Origin of the sequence: Micromonospora sp. C95 (genome assembly GCF_018070465.1) — a bacterium.
Lineage (GTDB): Bacteria > Actinomycetota > Actinomycetes > Mycobacteriales > Micromonosporaceae > Micromonospora.
Genome location: NZ_JAGPXT010000038.1, coordinates 23,856 through 40,670 on the forward strand (window position 1 = coordinate 23,856; position 16,815 = coordinate 40,670).

Sequence of the window (16,815 nt, forward strand, 5' to 3'; positions counted from 1 at the left end):
TGTGGTGGGGGCCGTTCATGCCTGGTTGAAGAAGGTCGCCGACCGGCTGCGTCCCAGGTCGCGGCGGGTCAAGGTGCTCCTGGCCGGGCTCGGGCTCAGTGCGCTGGTGATCGCCTTCGCCATGCGTACGCCCGCTCCCATCGGTCACTGGGACGGCGCCGACGGGCAGGACCGGTTCCTGCGGGCCTACACGGAAGCCTTCGCCGCCCTGCCCGACCCGGCGGAGACCATCGACGTACGCACCGACTTCGGCATCGTCCGCGTCTACCGCTTCGCCGGCACCGGCGGCGACGCGGACATCCCGCTGCTGCTGCTGCCCGGGCGCGCCTCGGCCACCCCGGTCTGGGCCGACAACATGCCCCTGCTGCTGCCGTTCGGCGACGTCTACACCGTCGACCTGCTCGGCGAGCCGGGCATGAGCGTGCAGAACCGCCCGATCGACAACGACGAGGCGCAGGCCGAGTGGTTGCACCAGACCCTCCGGGCGCTCCCGCCGGACGAGTTCCACCTGGTCGGTCTCTCGATCGGTGGCTGGACCGCGGTCAACCTGGCCCTGCACCGACCGGACCACATCGCGTCGATGACCGTCATCGACCCGGTCCACGTCTTCGCCGACATACCGTTCGGCACCATCGTGCGGTCCATCCCGGCCGCCCTGCCCTGGCTGCCCAGGTCCTGGCGGGACAGCTTCAACTCCTACACCGCCGGTGGCACCCCGGTCGAGGACGAACCGGTCGCCGACATGATCGAAGCCGGCATGCAGCACTACAAACTGAGGCTGCCGCAGCCCACCCGGATCAGCGAGGAACGACTTCGACGAATCGACCTGCCGGTCCTGGCGATCATCGCCGGGGATTCGGTGATGCACGACCCGCAGTCGGCCGCCGAGACCGCACGCCAGGCCCTGCCCCGGGGCACGGTCCGGCTCTACCCGGACGCCTCGCACGCCGTCAACGGCGAGCAGCCCGAACGGATCGCCGCCGACATCGGCGGCTTTATCGGCGCGAGGCCGTGATCACTGGACTCCTGCGTCTCACCGGGGATGGGTGGATTGACCGACTGTCAAGTCGGCAGACTTCGCCGCCCAAATCGGTGGAAGGCGGTGCACGGTTTGTCCTTGCGATGGTTCCGGTCATCCGGTAGCCAGCTCGATCGTAAGGGTGCCGTTGCCCTTTATGACGGGGTGATCCGAAAAGGGAACTGACCCAATCGTGATCCACTGGAGAGCGTGGGCGAGGGAGGGACAGCCGTCACGATTCCTGAGCGAATCTTAATCGCCGTACAATCCACCTGTGGATTTGGCTCTAGTCCAACGCTGGTATGCGATCAACTCTGAGATGTTGGTGCATCTGGGGGCAGGACGCTCGGTTCGGGGGAGGCTGGCGGCAGTCGACGTGGACAGTCTTGTACTGATCACGCCGACCGGGCCGACGTTGTTGCTGGCGAGCGCGATCGAGCAGGTGGAACTTGTCGGTCCGCCAGAACAGCCCGGCGCGGTTGCGTCCGGTCTGGACGAGCAGTGGGCCGACCTGACCGCGGAGTTCACCCCGGAGGCCACCGCGCCGACGTCGACCCGCCCGACCTTCCGTCGGGACAGGACGCTGGTACTTGACCCGGCCCAGGCACAGGCCGTCGATCGGGAGCTTGCCCGGGCGTCCAACCAGCATGCCTATACCCTGAAGATGCGTGATCCACAGCGCGTGGCACGGACGATCCACGTCCTCACGCATCTCGCTGAGCAGTGGCAGTACCCGCCGGCGTACCACCTCGCCGCCTTGCTGCTCTTGAGCGACCGCGAGGATGGGCCAGCCTCCGTAGCCCAAGCCGAACGCTGGCTCATCGAGGCGGCTTACCTGGGCGGTCAGTACGCTTGGGACCTGGCGGTGTTGTATCTGAACACGGACCGACCGGATCGGGCGGCTGAGGTGTTGGCCGGCAGCCTGAGCGAGGATCCGGTGGAGGATTCCCGAGACGTCGCGTTGCGCACCTATCTGGACATCGTGGTTCGGCTCGGCGACTCGAGTTTGGCGGTCGAGCCGTTGGCGGCGATGACCCGCTCCCCGAGTGCTGTGCGCACGGCAGTTCGAGCCGGTCTCTACCTCCTGCACCGCCTACGACCCGACCGGGCGGCGACGTTGGAGGCGCTGCTGAGCAGCGCTGAGCCGACCGACAACGACCTCGCGCAGGTGCTCAACCATCTTGGGCCACCGAGGGCGCAGTCCGCCTCACGATCGCGGCGGTCTGTCGCCCCGCCGAGTGGGGACCGACCAGTCATACCGATCCGGGTGCCGAGGGAGGTGGACATTGGGAGCAACGGCACCGGGAAACCAGCGATTCCGACGCAGCAAGCTGGGGATGGCCGTGCCCCGAACTCCTCCGCCAACACCCCTCTGCTGTACGTGCAGGCCGCGGAACGCAAGTTCCATCAGGGGCGTTTCGAAGACGCCTTGGAGATCGCCAGAAAGGGCTTGGACGGCAGCCCCGACAATCGGGATCTTGCCCAGATCGCCGAGGACGCCAGGCGGCAGATCGGCAACAGTCGTGCGACGGCGTCCCGTAGCGCCGGGACCGGGCCTGCGCGCATGCCGTCGACCCGGCGCGACTCGCTGTACGCGCAGGCACAAAAGGCGGAGACCGAACAGAAGAACCTGCCTCGGGCTGAAGAACTGTACCGGCGCGCGATCGAGGCGGGTGACAACACCGAGCGTTCGGTGCGCAGCCTGGCCTGGCTGCTCCATCGGCGAAAGCGGAGTACGGAGGCGTTGGACCTGCTCCGCGATCCGGCGCATCTGGTACGAGAGAGCCTTCAACACCACAACATCCTGAGCACGATTCTCGGCGACCTGGGACGGTGGGCGGAGAGCGCCGAGGTGCTGCAAAGGGCACTCTCGCTGTCGCAGCCCCGTCATGTCCAAGTTGGCCTGCTCAAACGGCTGATCCGCGCGCATCAGCAATCTCGTGACTGGGTGCAGGCGAAACACGCGGCAAGCCGGCTACTCACGCTTGAACCCAGGAACAAGGAGTTCCAGGACATCGTCGCGGAGCTCGACAGGGTCGAACGGACCGGCATGTTCAGTCGGCTCGACGAACTGCTCGCCGACAGCGACTGGAATCCCGACCACTCCCGGCTGGTCAGCCCACTTCTCGCCCTTCACCTTGACAGTTGCGAGTACGCAGGGGTGTCCCCGGCCAAGGTCCAGAGCCAGCGGCTCGGCGAGAAGGACGTGCAGGAGTTGGACGCGCTGATCGGCAAGCTCGGCGTGCGCCGATCCGGCGATCGGGCCGCCTACAATCTCTCTGCGGCGCGGATTCTGCGTGATATCGGTCTTACCGATGACGATCGTTTTCGGCGGTCGCTGCGCGCGTTTGCGGCGGCGATGGGGGACTTCTGTGCTGCCGAGCGCCGAGCCGGGGATGTGACCAGGGCCTACTACGCAGAGTCTATCGTTCTCGGTCGATCATGGGACGACATGGCGGCACTCAAGGTGCGGCAGTTCGTGTTGTCGTACCACCATCAGCGACCGGTCACGGGCGACCCGCCGAACTTCGAGAAGTGTCTCACCTCGGTGTTGGAGGTCAGAACCCTGCGCCGCTCGGTCCTGATCGGGCTGCTCACGCTCTCCAGCCGCTCGGATGCCGTGCGCCGGGAGATAGTGAACCGCACCTTCAACTACAAGGAGCTGCGCAGCATCCTGTTCGAGGAAATCTGCCAGTACCTGGACCAGCCGGTGCGCCCCTGTGCCAATGCCGAGTCGTACGCCGGAGCGTGGCAGGAGGCGCTACGAGCCTTCCGTCAGGATCTCGACGGGCAGCGACAGTCATTGCAGCTCCTGCTGAACCGGCCGGATCCGCTGGGCACCGTCAAGGAGGATGCCGAGGAACTGGGGCGGGCGCGAAGCCGAATGGTGACGAGCCGGGCGGATCGCGAGCGTCTGCAAGCTGCCGCGTCCACCCTCGGTAACCTCCATCACTACCTGGAGCAGTCGTCCTACCTGGAGCAGGAGCGGCTGGAACTGATGAACCGCACCGAGCTGCGTGAGCAGGTAACCGACATCCAGGCCAACCCGACACCGTTGAGCCTTGAGTACCTCGTACCGCTGCTCAAGCGATGGGAGTCGGCGCTGGCCGCCCATTTCGCCGAGGTTCGGCGCGCGGCGGAGCCGAGCGACCTCGACGTCAGCCTGGTGCTGCCCAGCTACGTGCCCAACGCGGCGCTGACGATCACGGTCCAGCTGGCGGTGGCGAACGCGGCACGGCGCAGCCCGGCGTCCGACGTCATGTTGCGGGTACTGGACAACCCGGACGACTACCAACCCGTACGGGAGCCGATACCCGTGGCGCACACCCTACGCGACGGACAGGGTGAAAGCTGTGCACTCACCCTGGTGGTCACGCCACGCGCCATGGCGGACAAGGTACTCACCCTGAGGTACACGCTGGAGTTCGTGGTTCGTTCCGGAGCGCATGTGACGACCGATCCGGAGTCGCTCTCCCTCCGCTTGTACGAGTTGTCGGACTTCGAGCCGGCCCCGAATCCTTACTCGGAAGGCGCACCTGTCGAGAACGAGCAGATGTTCTATGGCCGGCGGCCGCTTCTGGACAGCCTGGTCGAGTCGCTGAAGCGCAGCGAGGCCAAGTGTGTGGTCTTCTACGGCCAGAAGCGTGCCGGCAAGTCCAGCGTCCTCTACCACCTACAGAGAAGGTTGGAACCGCCGTTGCTCGCGGCCAAGTTCAGTCTACTGGATCTGTCGACGCAGCTTGATCATTCGGCTTTGCTGTACAAAATCGCGCGGGCGTTTCACACCCGATTCGAGGAGCTCCACGAGGAGGGTTTCCCTGCGCTGAACGTGCCGGAACCAAGGGTCAGCGAGTTCACTACCAGCGGTGCCCCGCAGATCCACTTCGATGAGTACATGAACCGGATGCGCCGTGAGATGCGCCGCACCGACCCGTTCCAGGACTGGCGACTGGTGCTGTTGCTCGACGAGTTCACGATGCTGTACGCCGCGATCGAGCGGAGCGATCTGCCGCGAGGCTTCATGAAGTCGTGGAAGGCCATGCTGGAAAGCAAGCTGTTCAGCAGTGTGGTGGTGGGAAATGACCTGATGCCTACATTCCTCGCGGCATATCCCAACGAGTTCCAGGTGGCGCGGCAGGAGCGGTTGTCATACCTCGACCCGGACGAGGCGGAGGCGCTCATCGTCGAGCCGGTGCTCATGGCAGACGGAGAGAGCCGCTACAAGGGCGACTCGGTGGAACGCATCCTCGAACTGACGGCGCGCAGCCCGTACTACATCCAGCTGTTCTGCAACCGCCTGATCGAGAGCATGAACACCGAGCGACAGCCCCTGATCGGCCCGGCGGACGTGGAGCGGATGGCCGACGCATTGGTACACGGAGACAAGGCGTTGCCCCAGGAGCAGTTCGACAACCTGCTGACTCCGGGAGATGCCGATGTCAGCGCACTCTCCGCCGAGACCGCGCTTGCTGTGCTGAAGGCATGCCTCACGGGGCACCGCCGTGCGCTGTATCTCGACGGGCGTCGGGCTGCCGACATCCCTGAGGGCAGGCGGGTGATCGAGGACATGTTGCGCCGCGACGTCATCGTCCACGAGTCGGAGGAGCGTTACCGGATCAAGGTGGGGCTCTTCGCGGAGTGGCTCTGGGCGAGGAAAGCATGAGCGTCGTCGGCACCGGGACCATCGACAATCCGTTCGCCACGGTCGGTCACATCGTGCACGGCGACGCGCACGTCGGCCGGCTGAATCTGATCACGGTGCTGCGTCAGCGGGTTCTACTGCCCGAGTCGGGTGCCGGAGCCACCGCCATTGTTGGACCGCCGAGGATCGGCAAGTCCAGCCTCGCGTACCACGTGTTCATGCGCTCGGATGCGAAGGCGCTGCAACCACGTCTGCTGCCGGTCTGGATCAACTTGCGGATCCAGCCGAACGCTGAGCGGCTGTTCCGCAAGTTCGTAGCGGAACTCTGGTCGCAGTTGCAAGACCATCCTGATGCCGACATCGATGAGCCGCTGGGGCGTCGCCACGATCGGGTCCGCGTCGCCCAGGACGGAATCGAGCTGCAGGACGCCGTGCAGGACTTCCTGAAGATCCTTCGCCGCCGAGGTTGGCGAGTTCTGCTGATCTTGGATGAGTTCGACGCGGCGCGAGAAGTATTCAAGCCCTTTCCGGGCACCTTCCAGGCGCTTCGCGAACTGGCGTACAACCCCGAGTGGAGCATCGGCCTGGTCACCACCTCGCGTCGGGAGCTGCGGGACATCGTCAACCGGGCGGACCCCGTCGAGTCCACTTTTCCCGGCATCTTTCGCCAGGTTCAGGTGACCTGCTTCGACGAGGCGGAGTTGTCCGCTCTGACCCGGCGGGCCTCGTGCCTCATGGCCGGCGCTGACGACACGTCACTCGTCGAGCGGCTTGTCGAGCTGACCGGTGGCCATCCCTATCTGGCCAGCATGGCGTTGGAGCGGCTCTGCGGGCAGGGAGCGTCTGCTCCGGTCTCCGACGCCGAGTGGGTCGCGGCGGTGACCGCCTGCCGGGTCGACTTCCACCGCTACTACCGGGATCTGGAGGATCTACTTCGCGCCGACGGCCGCCTGCAGGCCCTGTTGGAAGTGCTGTTGGGTCCACAGATCACCGTCACCTCCGACGATGCCGAGCGGCTGCTGCACCAAGGGCTGATCCGGGCAGCAGGTGAGACCTTCCAACCCTTCTCCCGCCAGTTCGGCGAGTACCTGATGCTCGTGGGCCGGCACTCCGACCACTGGCAGAGCTGGATCGAGGTCGAGAGCGGGCTACGCGAGTTGCTGGAAACCACGTTGAGTCGCGCGCTCGGCGCTGACTGGCCGGCGGAGCTGTGCCGGGTCCGACCCAAGCTGGCCGATATGCTCAGCCGCTGCGCCCAGATGCGCGATCGGGAGCAGCACACCTTCGGCCAGCGCGCGTCGACGAGGTTGCTTGACTTCACCTATCCGCGCGACCTGTACGACATCGTGGCCGCACGCTGGGATCTGTTCGGCAGCGTCTTCGGGCACGACAAGCGGTACTGGAACGATCGTTTCGAGCTGCTGGCCAAGGTGCGGAATCCCATGGCGCATAACCGGATGTTGATGGTGACGCCCACCGAACGTAACCTCTTCCAGTCGTACTGCATGGAGATCCTCGACATGCTTACCGCGTTGGAAAACAGGACGGCCGAGCCTGTCGACCCGGCCAGCGGGTCCGTCGGGACCGGTTGATTTCAGAAAAGGGTGGTGGGTTCCACCGGGATCGGCTCGGGCAGCGGGGCCAGCTCCGGTACCCGGGCGCGTACCTCGTCGTGGAAGCGGCGGGCCAGGGTCGGCGCGTCGGCGTTGTCCGGAGTGTGGATGAAGACGGTCGGCGACCGGCCCTCGCGCAGCCACTCCGCAGCGACGTCCACCCAGCGTCGCCAGCCCTCGACGGTGCGCGTCGGGTCGTCGCGGCCGAGGTAACGGACGATCGGCCGATCGGTGAGCGCGACCGTGCGCGACGGCATCCTCGGCTTCTTCGTCCAGGCGTCGCGCTCGGCGTCGCTGGTCGGCGGGTCGGTGAAGAACGCGGTGGTGTCGAACGGGATCCACTCGGCGTCCGTCTCCGCGAGCGCCGCCTCCAGCAGCCGGGTCGCGTGGGGGTCGGTGAAGAACGCCGGATCGCGCACCTCCACGGCAGGTCGGTGGGCGGCGGGCAGGCGGCGCAGGAACCGGGCAAGGCTGGGCACGTCGTCCGGGCGGAAGGAGCCGGGCAACTGCACCCAGAGGGCGTACGCCCTGGAGCCGAGGGGCTCGATCGCGTCGAGGAAGGCGCGCATCGGCTGGTCGACGTCGGCGAGGCGGCGTTCGTGGGTGACCACCTTCGGCAACTTCAGCACGAAGCGGAAGTCGGGTCCGGTCTGCTCGGCCCAGGAGGCGGCCGTCTCGCGGGCCGGCGTGGCGTAGAAGGTGGTGTTGCCCTCGACCGCGTCGCACCAGCCGGCGTAGTGCCGTAGCCGCTCCTGCGCCGGCAGGGGATGGGGGAGCAGTCGCCCCTGCCAGGACCGGTGGGTCCACATCGCACACCCGACGTGCAGTCGCATGGCCACGCCAGCCCTCCAGCCTCGGTACACCAGTCGTTTCCGCCGAGCAGCGGCGACCGGACGTACCGTATCCGCCAGTCAGCGGCCGGCCGGCGGACAGGTGCCCCGCACCGGCCTGGGCTGGTCTGCGCCGACCCTCGCTGTCACCGGCCCGGTCGGTCGTGCTCGGGGGTGTCATTCGGTGTGCTGTCGGCGACGAAGCCGAGGTGCGGCGTGGCGCCAGTCACCGGACGCTAGCCGGCGGCGGTGCGTTCGACGGTGATGGCGGAGACGCCGGCCGTCGCGTCGATGTCGTAGCGGTCCGTCGCGGAGTTCCACTCGGGCGGGGTGAAGGTGGTGCCACCGGCCACCCCGGAGTGGGTGGTGCCGTCGACGGTGACCGAACCGGCACCGCCACCGGCGCGTACCTGCACGGGGGCGTCGCCGGCCAGGCGGACGACGATCTGGCTCGCGCCGCCGCCGAGCAGGGTGCGCTGCGTCCCCTCCGGTGCGGGCAGCGTCAGCTCGATCCGGTTCGCGCCGGCGGTGAACTCGACGTCACCGAGCTGGGCGCCGCGCAGGTCGAGGTGCTGTTCCTTGGCCCCACCGTTGAGCCGGACGTGCCAGCGGACCGACTCGGCCAGCACCACCTCCACGACCGCCGGGCCGTCCCGGTCGGTGCCGCGCAGGCTGGTCAGCAGGCTTCCATCGGTGAGGGAGACGGCGGGACGGACGTTGGCATCGCGGGGCGTCGACACCCGGTAGGCGTCGTCGCCGAGGTCGGCGGTGCGCACCTGGACCACGTCGGCACCGTCGAGCAGGACGAAGGTGGCCTCCCGCAGATCGCCGACGGCACCGGTGACGACGTGACCGTTGCGGCCGTCACCCCGGACCGTCACCCACGTCCAGGTGGCGACCACCACCACCACGACCAGTACGGCCGCACCGATCCACCACCACATCCGTCGTCCGCCGGCCGCCTGAGTGTTCTCCACGTCGCCTCCCGTACATCGATGACCGCACGGGTTACTACCCGCCTGTCACCGACTCTTACGCACGCCACGCTCGGTGGGCTCAGCGCCGGGCGTGGCGGTGAGCCCACCGGTCCGTCGCGGGCGGTCGCCTCAGGCTCGGGACCACTTCTGGTTGGGGGTGCCGGCGCAGTCCCACAGTTGCAGCCGGCCGCCGTTGTTCGGGTTGTTGTCGCGTACGTCGACGCAGCGGTTCGCGTTGAGGTTGACCAGGTCGCCGGCGGCGTTGAGGGTGAAGCGTTGCGCCGGGTTGCCGTTGCAGGTGACGAGGTTGACCTCGGTGCCGTTGGCGGTGCCGGCCCAGGCCGGGTCCATGCACTTGCCCATCGCGCGGATGGTGCCGTCGGCGGCGAAGGTCCACGCCTGCGCGGCGGTGGTGTTGCAGTTCCAGATCTGTAGCGGCGCCCCGTCGACCGGGTTGGCGTTGGGGATGTCGATGCACCGGCCGCTCTGCTGCCCCCGGATCCGGGTGGTGCCGGTGTTGCCGTCCGGCACGTAGCCGTGGACGCGGACGTAGTCGACGAGCATCTGCTGCGGGAACTGGGTGCTGCCGTCGGGATAGCCGGGCCAGTTACCACCGACCGCCACGTTGAGGATCATGAAGAACGGGTGGTCGAAGACCCAGCGGTTACCGCCGAGCCGGCTCGGGTCCACCCGGAAGAACTCCGATCCGTCGAGGTACCAGCGGATGATGTTCGGTTCCCAGTCCACCCGGTAGGTGTGGAAGGTGTCGGCCAGCGGCTGCCCGATGGTGCGACTGCCGGTGATCCCGCCGCCGCCGGAGTAGCCCGGTCCGTGGATGGTGCCGTGCACGGTGTTCGGTTCCCGCCCGACGTTCTCCATGATGTCGATCTCGCCGGAGGCCGGCCAGCCGACATTGCCGAAGTCGCTGCCGAGCATCCAGAACGCCGGCCAGATTCCCTGACCTCGCGGGATCTTGATGCGCGCCTCGAACCGCCCGTACGCCTGGCTGAACGTGGCCGCGGTCAGCAGCCGGGCGGAGGTGTACTCGCACCGGCCGTAGTGGCACTGGTAGTTGGCCGGGTTCTCCCGGCGGGCGGTGATGACCAGGTTGCCCTGGCCGTCGTGCACCGCGTTGCTGGTGCTGTTGGTGTAGTACTGCCGTTCGTTGTTGCCCCAGCCGTGGCCGCCGATGTCGAAGCGCCACTTGGACTGGTCGACCGGGGTGCCGGCCGGCGAGTTGAACTCGTCCTGCCAGGTGATGCCGCCGATCGCGGCGGCGGCCGGTGCGGACTGCACGGGTAGCAGGAGCGCGCTGGTGACGAGGGCCGCACCCAGGGCGGCGGCTGCCCGCCGGAGGCTGCGGGAGATGGCGTACACGATGGAATCTCCTCGGGGGTGGAGGGGCGGATACGCTAGGCGAGGCGGGTTGGAGAGCGCTCTCCAGATCCGAGTCTGTCTATTTCGAGAGAATTAGTCAAGGTTGTTAACAGCGATCATCGACCGGAAGGTCCCTCGTCAACCGGTGGTTGACGGCAACGGTCCGTCAACCTAAGGTTGACGCATGACTGAACCCGTGCAGATGAGCAACCCGGTCCGACTCGACGATCTGATCCAGGCAATCAAGCAGGCCCACCCCGACGCGCTCGACCAGCTCACCGACGCGGTGATGGTGGCCGACCACATCGGTGAGGTCGCCGACCATCTGATCGGCCACTTCGTGGACCAGGCCCGGCGTTCCGGCGCATCCTGGACCGAGATCGGCCGCAGCATGGGGGTGAGCAAGCAGGCCGCCCAGAAGCGCTTCGTGGGCGCGGCGATGGACCCTCAGGAGGGCTTCCAGCGGTTCACCCCGCGCGCCCGCAACGTGGTGATGGCCTCGCAGAACGAGGCGAAGGCCGCCGGCAACGCCGAGATCAGCCCGGTTCACCTGGTGCTCGGCCTGCTGGCCGAACCGGAGGCGCTGGCCGCAAAGGTGCTCGCCGCCGGGGGCGTGTCGATCGAGGCCGTGCGTGAGGCCGCCACGGCGGCGCTGCCGCCGTCGTCGGAGGAGGTTCCGGACCTGATCCCGTACGACGCCGCCGGTAAGAAGGCCCTGGAGTTGACCTTCCGCGAGGCGCTGCGGCTCGGGCACAACTACATCGGCACCGAGCACGTCCTGCTGGCCCTGCTGGAGCAGGAGAACGGTGAGGGTGTGCTCACCGGCCTCGGCGTGGACAAGGCCGCCACCGAGGCGAACATCGTGGCGGCCCTGGCCAAGATTCGGGCGTTCGAATAGGCGGTCAGGGCTCGACGGGGAAGCCGTACCGGGCGGCGTGCTCCGGGTCGACCGGATCGATCTGGCGTAGCCCGGCGTCGGCGAGGCGCTTGTTGACCTCGTCGAGTCGCTCGCGCACCAGCCGGGCCTCCTCTTCGGTGACCCGCCCCCGGTGCGGCCGACCCGCGTGCTCGATGGTGCCGTAATCGATCTTCTCGACGCTGCGCCGGGCCTTCGGCGGACGTACCCGTTCGGCGGTCCTGAGCAACTGCGCCATCGGCACGTCGGTGGCCATCGCGTCGAACTCGCTCGCGGTCAGCACCACCCGACGCGGCTCGCCCTGGCCGTGCCGGTCGTGGATCTCGACCACCGCCACGTCCAGCGCCGCGTCGTCGATGCTCTCCACCTCCGCCGGGGTGGCGTCCAGTTGCACGGGCCCGGCCACCAGGTCAGGGTGCTCGAGGACGACGACACGGACGGCCTCGTCGTCGGCGCCGAGCACCGTGCCGCTGAAGTCGGAGACGTGGATCGTCTTCTTGCCCATGGATGTGCCAGCTCCCGTCGTGACCCGTCGAAGGACCAGCAGACGTTACCCGACAGGTGTGCGAAAGCGCGCGCTGGCACGCCGCTCTACAGGCTTCCTCGGCGTGCCACCCACTCGGTCGGCTGACCGGTGATCGCGGCGATCCGGTCGTAGTCGGCGTCGTAGTGCAGCACGGTCGCTCCGTGCACTTCTGCGGTCGCCGCGATCACCAGGTCGGGCAGTCGGAAGTTGCGATGCTGGCTGTCCGCGGCGAGCAGGCGGTGCACGGCGAGAGCACGATCCATCGCCTCGGTCGTCACGTCCATCCACCGGTGGCCGCGCAAGGCTTGCCACAGGATCTCGTACCCCTTCGGATGAGGAGCATTGTTGAGGAACTCGAGAGCGGCCATGTGGCAGGTCGCCAAGCGTCCCTCGGCCAGCAACGTCTCGAAGCGGCGTCGGACCGCCGGATATCGCCCCTGAAGCACGAACACCGACGTGTCGGCGAGATAGATCGCACCAGCCATTACGCGGCCTCGGAGTCGCGCGCATCCTCGACGAGTCGACCGAGATCCCGGCCGCCGCCGTAACGCCACGCCTCTTCGGAGTCGGTGAAGTCCATCTCCACCTGATCGAACGCGGAGACGATCTCCCGTGCCTGACGACGCAGGGCAAAGGCGTGCAGGGCGGCGTTGATGGTCGCCACCTTGGTGTCGGTGCCGAGCACCTCGCGGGCTGCGTCAAGCCACTCGTCGTTCACGTCCACGGTGATGCGTGTCATGGCCAAATCGTACACCAGATAGGAACGTTTCAAGGCACCAAGATTGCCAAACGGTTGGTGTGTCAGTGCGGGTTCAGGTGGTGCCGTACGGGGTTGGCCGGCAGGCTGTTCAGCTCGCGCCAGGAGAGGGCGCCGGGACGGGTGCGGTGCCCCCGGTGGGGGGTCTGGGCCGGGAGTTGGCGGGTCGTCCCGCGGTGCTGCCAGGCGCGCTCCGGGTCCTGCTGATCACGGTCCTGCGGGTGTTTCGGCATGCCTACACCGTTCCAAAGAAAGTTGTCCATGTATGGAAATGGATGTGACGGTCGATCGATCGTTCAGGTTCCCCGGATCGCACCCACCTACCCCCCGAACTCACCGGATCGTCGTACCGTGAGCGGCGTCGACGGTGACGGACCGGGAGGTGTTGATGCTCGACCGGCGGCTCCACCTGCACCTGGCGACCTGGCTGGGACAGTGGCCGGCCGGCCCGGGCCTGCACGTGGTCGGGTCCGGGCGGCGGACCCGACCCGCCTGGGACGGCCGCCCGCGCCCCGCCATCGCGGTCCAGGCCAGGGCCGGCGGCGTGCTCTCCGTGGCCCCCGACCGGGTCGCGGCCGTACGTGAGCTGGCGCGGCGCCCGGACGGGCTGCTGAATGCACTGCCGGCCGCAGTCGGGTATCCGCGCTGGTCCGTGCACGACGACGTCTTCCGGTGGAGCGTGGCGCCGGCGGATCTGCCGGATGTCGGTGAGTGGGTGTCGCCGACCGCCGCCGGCCTGCCCTCCTGGCTGCGGCTGTTCGACCGGTCGGTGCTCATCGTGCGCGACGACCGGGGCCGCTACCTGGCCGGCGTCGGGATCAAGCGGCATGACCGGCACGGACACGAGTTGGCGGTGGGCACCGTCCCGGCGGCGCGTGGACGAGGTCTGGCCCGGAGGTTGGTGGCCCAGGCGGCTCGCCGGGTGCTCGACGACGGTGCCGTGCCGACCTATCTGCACGACCGGCGCAACGGCGCCTCGGCGCGGGTGGCGGAGGCCGCCGGGTTTCCCGACCGCGGCTGGCGGTCCTACGGGGTCTACCCGAGCTGAACACCGACCGGCAGGGCGCGGACCGTGGATCCCGGGCCGGATCCACGGTCCGCAGCCTCCCCCCAGGTCCGGGTGCGGCTCCAGTGCCGATCACGCTACGTATCCGGAACCCTCTCGGCAAGCCGCCGCCAGTGTCTCGTTGCTGTCCAATTATGGACTTGACCTGGGAAGAAGCATTTCCTTCGGTGCGACGCGGTCAGTGACGCAGGGTGGGTGTCAGGCCGAGTGCCTCGGCGGCGGCGCGGCCGTTGGCGTGGCTCGCGCCGTACGTGGTGACGAAGGCGCGTACGCGCTCGGGTCGCCAGGTCGCCGGCCAGCCCATCTCCACCACGGCCACCGGATGCGCGGCGGCCAACGCGTTGACCAGCTCCGGTCCGCCGGGCAGCCGGTGCAGGTTGCGGGCGACCAGGACGATCGGGCGGTCGGCGGCGCGTCGGCGCAGGTCGGCCGGGTCCGTCTCGGCGGCCACCACCCGGATCTGCTCGGTGCCGTCCAGGTGTGGTCCGAGGCCCCACGGCACCCGGCCCTCGGCGATCGTGGAGTTGCCGTGCAACTGCACCACGAGCGACCGGTCCAGCCCGGTCGGCGCGCCCTCCACCCGTACCGCTCGGCGGGCGGCCGCGTACCCGAGGTCGTCGGGGGTGGCGGTGGTGCGGTCGGCGGTCCGGGTCCACGCGGCGAGGTCCGCGACGCGGCCGGCCGCCTGTTCGACGCCGGCCCGGTCCAACCGGCCGTCGCCGAGCGCGGCCACGATCTCGGCGACGACCCGCTCGACCAGGTCGGCGTCGACCTTGGCGCCGATGCAGAGCAGATCGGCACCGGCGGCCAGAGCGCGTACCGCACCGGGGGCGATGCCGCCGGCAGCCAGGGCCGCGCCCTTCATCTCCAGCGCATCGGTGACGATGACGCCGTCGAAGCCGTACTCGTGGCGCAGCAGGTCGACCAGCACGGTCCGGCTGAACGTGGCGGGCCCGTCACCGGTCAGCGCGGGCACCCGGATGTGTGCGGTCATCACCGCCTTCGTTCCGGCGGCGATGACCGCGGCGAACGGCGGCAGGTCCCGCCGACGCAGCAGCTCGGCCGCGACGTCCACGGTGGGCAGCTCGTGGTGGGAGTCCGCCACCGTCGCCCCGTGGCCGGGGAAGTGCTTGGCGCAGGCCGCCACCCCGGCGGCCTGCAGCCCGGCGGTCGCGGCGGCTGCGTGTGCGGCGACCTGCTCCGGGTCGGCGCCGAAGGACCGGGTGCCGATGATCGGGTTGTCGTCGGCGGTGTTGACGTCGACCGTAGGGGCCAGGTCGAGGGTGATACCCAGGCTGGCCAGCTCGGCGCCGATGGCCTGGTAGACCTGGCGGGTCAGCGCCACGTCGCCGACCGCGCCGAGCGCGGCGTTGCCCGGGTACGGGCTGCCGGTGGCGTGGGCCAGTCGGGTGACGTCGCCGCCCTCCTCGTCGATGGCGATCAGTACGTCGGGCCGACCGCCGCGCAGCGCCGCCGTGCTGGCCGACACCTGCGCCGGTTCGGTGACGTTGCCGCCGAACAGGGTGTGTCCGGCGAGCCCGTCGGCGACCAGGTCGACGGCCCACCCGGGCGGGACCGACCCCGGGTACGCGGCCAGCAGGGTGCCCAGCGCCAGCCGGCGCAGTCCTGGATCGAGCCCCACGTGTTCTCTCCTCTCGATGCCGGCCGGCGCGGATCTCGTACCGGGTCGGCGGAGGGTCGCGCTCCCACGTGGCCGATACGCTACGGCTTACCCGTTCGCCTGTCGGTTCTACGGCCGCACAGGCCATACAGTTAGCAAAGTTTACTAAAACTTGAGGACACATGGCATGAGCGCGACCCGGCTGCCCGGCACCCCACGTCTGTTGCGAGCCCTCAACGACCGCGCGGCGCTGGAACTGCTGCTGGAGCAGGGGCCACTGACCCGGGCCCGGATCGGCGAGCTGACCGGCCTGTCCAAGGTCACCGCGTCGCAACTGGTGGAGCGGCTGGAGGAGCGCGGACTTGTCACCCGCGTCGGCGAGCAGGCCGGCGGCCGGGGGCCGAACGCCCAGCTCTACGCCGTGCGGCCCGGCAGCGCCCACGTGGTCGGTGTCGACGTGGGCCCGGAGCGGGTGGTAGCCGCCTGCGCCGACATCACCGGTGCGGTCATCGGCCGCGTCGAGCAGTCCACCCGGGACACCGACGACCCGGTCGGCGTGGTGCACAACGCGGTCGTCCGGGTGGCCAGCAGCGCCGGGGCGCAGCTGGCGAGCGTACGCCGGATCGTGCTCGGCACCCCCGGCCTGGTCGACCCGGGCAGCGGCGACATCACCTTCGCGTACAACCTGCCCCGCTGGCATCGGGGTCTGCTTGCCGCGCTCCGCGACGACCTGGACACCCCGGTGGTCTTCGAGAACGACGTCAACCTGGCCGCGGTGGCCGAGGCGCAGTCCGGTGCGGCCCAGGGCCTGGCGGACTTCGTCCTGGTCTGGGTCGGTGCCGGCGTCGGTCTGGCGATCATGCTGGGCGGGCGGTTGCACCACGGCAGCAGCGGCGCCGCCGGTGAGATCGGCTACCTGCCGGTGCCCGGCGCTCCCATCCCGCGCGACGTGTCACGCCGGGCGAAACCGGCCTTCCAGCAGTTGGCCGGCGCCGACGCGATCCGCACCCTGGCCCGGGAACGCGGCTACCCGGATGCGGCCGCCGCCGAGGCGGTCCGGGCCGCGATCGCGGACGGCACCTCGGGTGGACCGATGCTCGACGAGGTGGCCCGCCGGCTCGCCCTCGGCGTGGCGAGCACCTGCGTGGTGCTGGACCCGCCGCTCGTGGTGCTCGCCGGGGAGGTGGGGCAGGCCGGCGGGGCGGCCCTGGCCGAACGGGTGCAACACGAGGTCGCCGCGATCACCCTGGTACGCCCCCGGGTGGTACCCACCGGCCTGACCGAGGAGCCGATCCTGCACGGCGCCCTGCGCACAGCCCTGGACGCCGTCCGCGACGAGGTCTTCGGCTCCACAATCCCCTGACTCCACCCCCCACCCCGGTTCGCCGCGATCTTGCACTTTTCGCCTCCACAAATGCCGTCGGAACTGACATTACGGCGACCAAAAGTGCAAGATCGCCGGGGTGGGTGGG

At 68.9% G+C, this 16,815-nt stretch carries 14 protein-coding genes; 6 read left to right on the forward strand and 8 right to left on the reverse strand.

What is annotated here, in order from left to right:
- Positions 1–4: 4 nt before the first annotated feature.
- The 3 genes from KBX00_RS26910 (at position 5) to KBX00_RS26920 (ending at position 7,252) form a co-directional block, all read left to right on the forward strand.
- Positions 5–1,015, forward strand: coding sequence for an alpha/beta hydrolase (locus tag KBX00_RS26910; RefSeq protein ID WP_307869090.1), 1,011 nt, complete (start codon positions 5–7; stop codon positions 1,013–1,015).
- A 277-nt stretch (positions 1,016–1,292) separates the two neighbouring features.
- Positions 1,293–5,681 (forward strand): tetratricopeptide repeat protein, encoded by a 4,389-nt coding sequence (locus KBX00_RS26915; RefSeq protein ID WP_210830858.1) that lies wholly within the window; start codon positions 1,293–1,295, stop codon positions 5,679–5,681.
- Positions 5,678–7,252 (forward strand): AAA family ATPase, encoded by a 1,575-nt coding sequence (locus tag KBX00_RS26920; RefSeq protein ID WP_210830859.1) that lies wholly within the window; start codon positions 5,678–5,680, stop codon positions 7,250–7,252. Before KBX00_RS26915 ends, KBX00_RS26920 begins: the two co-directional genes overlap by 4 nt.
- A 2-nt stretch (positions 7,253–7,254) precedes the next feature.
- Here KBX00_RS26920 and KBX00_RS26925 read toward each other — a convergent pair whose 3' ends face one another.
- The 3 genes from KBX00_RS26925 to KBX00_RS26935 form a co-directional block, all read right to left on the reverse strand.
- The gene (locus KBX00_RS26925; protein ID WP_210830873.1) at positions 7,255–8,082 is read right to left on the reverse strand and encodes a DUF72 domain-containing protein; all 828 of its coding nucleotides are present in this window, start codon (positions 8,080–8,082) and stop codon (positions 7,255–7,257) included.
- A 257-nt stretch (positions 8,083–8,339) separates the two neighbouring features.
- On the reverse strand, positions 8,340–9,080 hold the full coding sequence (locus KBX00_RS26930) for a hypothetical protein (RefSeq protein ID WP_210830860.1): 741 nt from the start codon (positions 9,078–9,080) through the stop codon (positions 8,340–8,342).
- Between the two features lie 129 nt (positions 9,081–9,209).
- Positions 9,210–10,457, reverse strand: coding sequence for a glycoside hydrolase family 16 protein (locus KBX00_RS26935; RefSeq protein ID WP_210830861.1), 1,248 nt, complete (start codon positions 10,455–10,457; stop codon positions 9,210–9,212).
- A gap of 184 nt (positions 10,458–10,641) precedes the next feature.
- Between KBX00_RS26935 and KBX00_RS26940 the strand changes: the two genes are divergently transcribed.
- Positions 10,642–11,355 (forward strand): Clp protease N-terminal domain-containing protein, encoded by a 714-nt coding sequence (locus KBX00_RS26940; RefSeq protein WP_210830862.1) that lies wholly within the window; start codon positions 10,642–10,644, stop codon positions 11,353–11,355.
- A gap of 4 nt (positions 11,356–11,359) precedes the next feature.
- On the opposite strand, the gene KBX00_RS26945 is transcribed toward KBX00_RS26940, so the two are convergent.
- The 4 genes from KBX00_RS26945 to KBX00_RS26960 form a co-directional block, all read right to left on the reverse strand.
- Positions 11,360–11,878 carry a hypothetical protein gene (locus tag KBX00_RS26945; protein WP_210830863.1) on the reverse strand — a complete coding sequence of 173 codons (519 nt, stop codon included), beginning with the start codon at positions 11,876–11,878 and terminating at the stop codon, positions 11,360–11,362.
- Positions 11,879–11,964: 86 nt separating this feature from the next.
- The gene (locus KBX00_RS26950; protein ID WP_210830864.1) at positions 11,965–12,384 is read right to left on the reverse strand and encodes a PIN domain nuclease; all 420 of its coding nucleotides are present in this window, start codon (positions 12,382–12,384) and stop codon (positions 11,965–11,967) included.
- Positions 12,384–12,638: a type II toxin-antitoxin system VapB family antitoxin gene (locus KBX00_RS26955; protein ID WP_210830865.1), complete on the reverse strand. Its 255-nt coding sequence runs from the start codon at positions 12,636–12,638 to the stop codon at positions 12,384–12,386. Before KBX00_RS26955 ends, KBX00_RS26950 begins: the two co-directional genes overlap by 1 nt.
- Before the next feature lie 62 nt (positions 12,639–12,700).
- Positions 12,701–12,889: a hypothetical protein gene (locus KBX00_RS26960; RefSeq protein ID WP_210830866.1), complete on the reverse strand. Its 189-nt coding sequence runs from the start codon at positions 12,887–12,889 to the stop codon at positions 12,701–12,703.
- A gap of 155 nt (positions 12,890–13,044) precedes the next feature.
- Here KBX00_RS26960 and KBX00_RS26965 point away from each other — a divergent pair, with 155 nt between their 5' ends.
- On the forward strand, positions 13,045–13,704 hold the full coding sequence (locus tag KBX00_RS26965) for a GNAT family N-acetyltransferase (RefSeq protein ID WP_210830874.1): 660 nt from the start codon (positions 13,045–13,047) through the stop codon (positions 13,702–13,704).
- A 196-nt stretch (positions 13,705–13,900) separates the two neighbouring features.
- Here the strand turns inward: KBX00_RS26965 and KBX00_RS26970 are convergent, their stop codons facing one another.
- Positions 13,901–15,364: a glycoside hydrolase family 3 protein gene (locus KBX00_RS26970; protein WP_210830867.1), complete on the reverse strand. Its 1,464-nt coding sequence runs from the start codon at positions 15,362–15,364 to the stop codon at positions 13,901–13,903.
- Positions 15,365–15,530: 166 nt separating this feature from the next.
- Between KBX00_RS26970 and KBX00_RS26975 the strand changes: the two genes are divergently transcribed.
- Positions 15,531–16,706 carry an ROK family transcriptional regulator gene (locus KBX00_RS26975; RefSeq protein WP_210830868.1) on the forward strand — a complete coding sequence of 392 codons (1,176 nt, stop codon included), beginning with the start codon at positions 15,531–15,533 and terminating at the stop codon, positions 16,704–16,706.
- Positions 16,707–16,815: the final 109 nt, after the last annotated feature.

Coding starts and splice junctions, on each gene's coding strand:
- KBX00_RS26920 (WP_210830859.1), top strand. CDS start 5,678: ATGAGCGTCGTCGGCACCGGGACCATCGACAATCCGTTCGCCACGGTC.
- KBX00_RS26925 (WP_210830873.1), bottom strand. CDS start 8,082: ATGTGGACCCACCGGTCCTGGCAGGGGCGACTGCTCCCCCATCCCCTG.
- KBX00_RS26940 (WP_210830862.1), top strand. CDS start 10,642: ATGACTGAACCCGTGCAGATGAGCAACCCGGTCCGACTCGACGATCTG.
- KBX00_RS26945 (WP_210830863.1), bottom strand. CDS start 11,878: ATGGGCAAGAAGACGATCCACGTCTCCGACTTCAGCGGCACGGTGCTC.
- KBX00_RS26950 (WP_210830864.1), bottom strand. CDS start 12,384: ATGGCTGGTGCGATCTATCTCGCCGACACGTCGGTGTTCGTGCTTCAG.
- KBX00_RS26955 (WP_210830865.1), bottom strand. CDS start 12,638: ATGACACGCATCACCGTGGACGTGAACGACGAGTGGCTTGACGCAGCC.
- KBX00_RS26960 (WP_210830866.1), bottom strand. CDS start 12,889: ATGCCGAAACACCCGCAGGACCGTGATCAGCAGGACCCGGAGCGCGCC.
- KBX00_RS26965 (WP_210830874.1), top strand. CDS start 13,045: ATGCTCGACCGGCGGCTCCACCTGCACCTGGCGACCTGGCTGGGACAG.
- KBX00_RS26975 (WP_210830868.1), top strand. CDS start 15,531: ATGAGCGCGACCCGGCTGCCCGGCACCCCACGTCTGTTGCGAGCCCTC.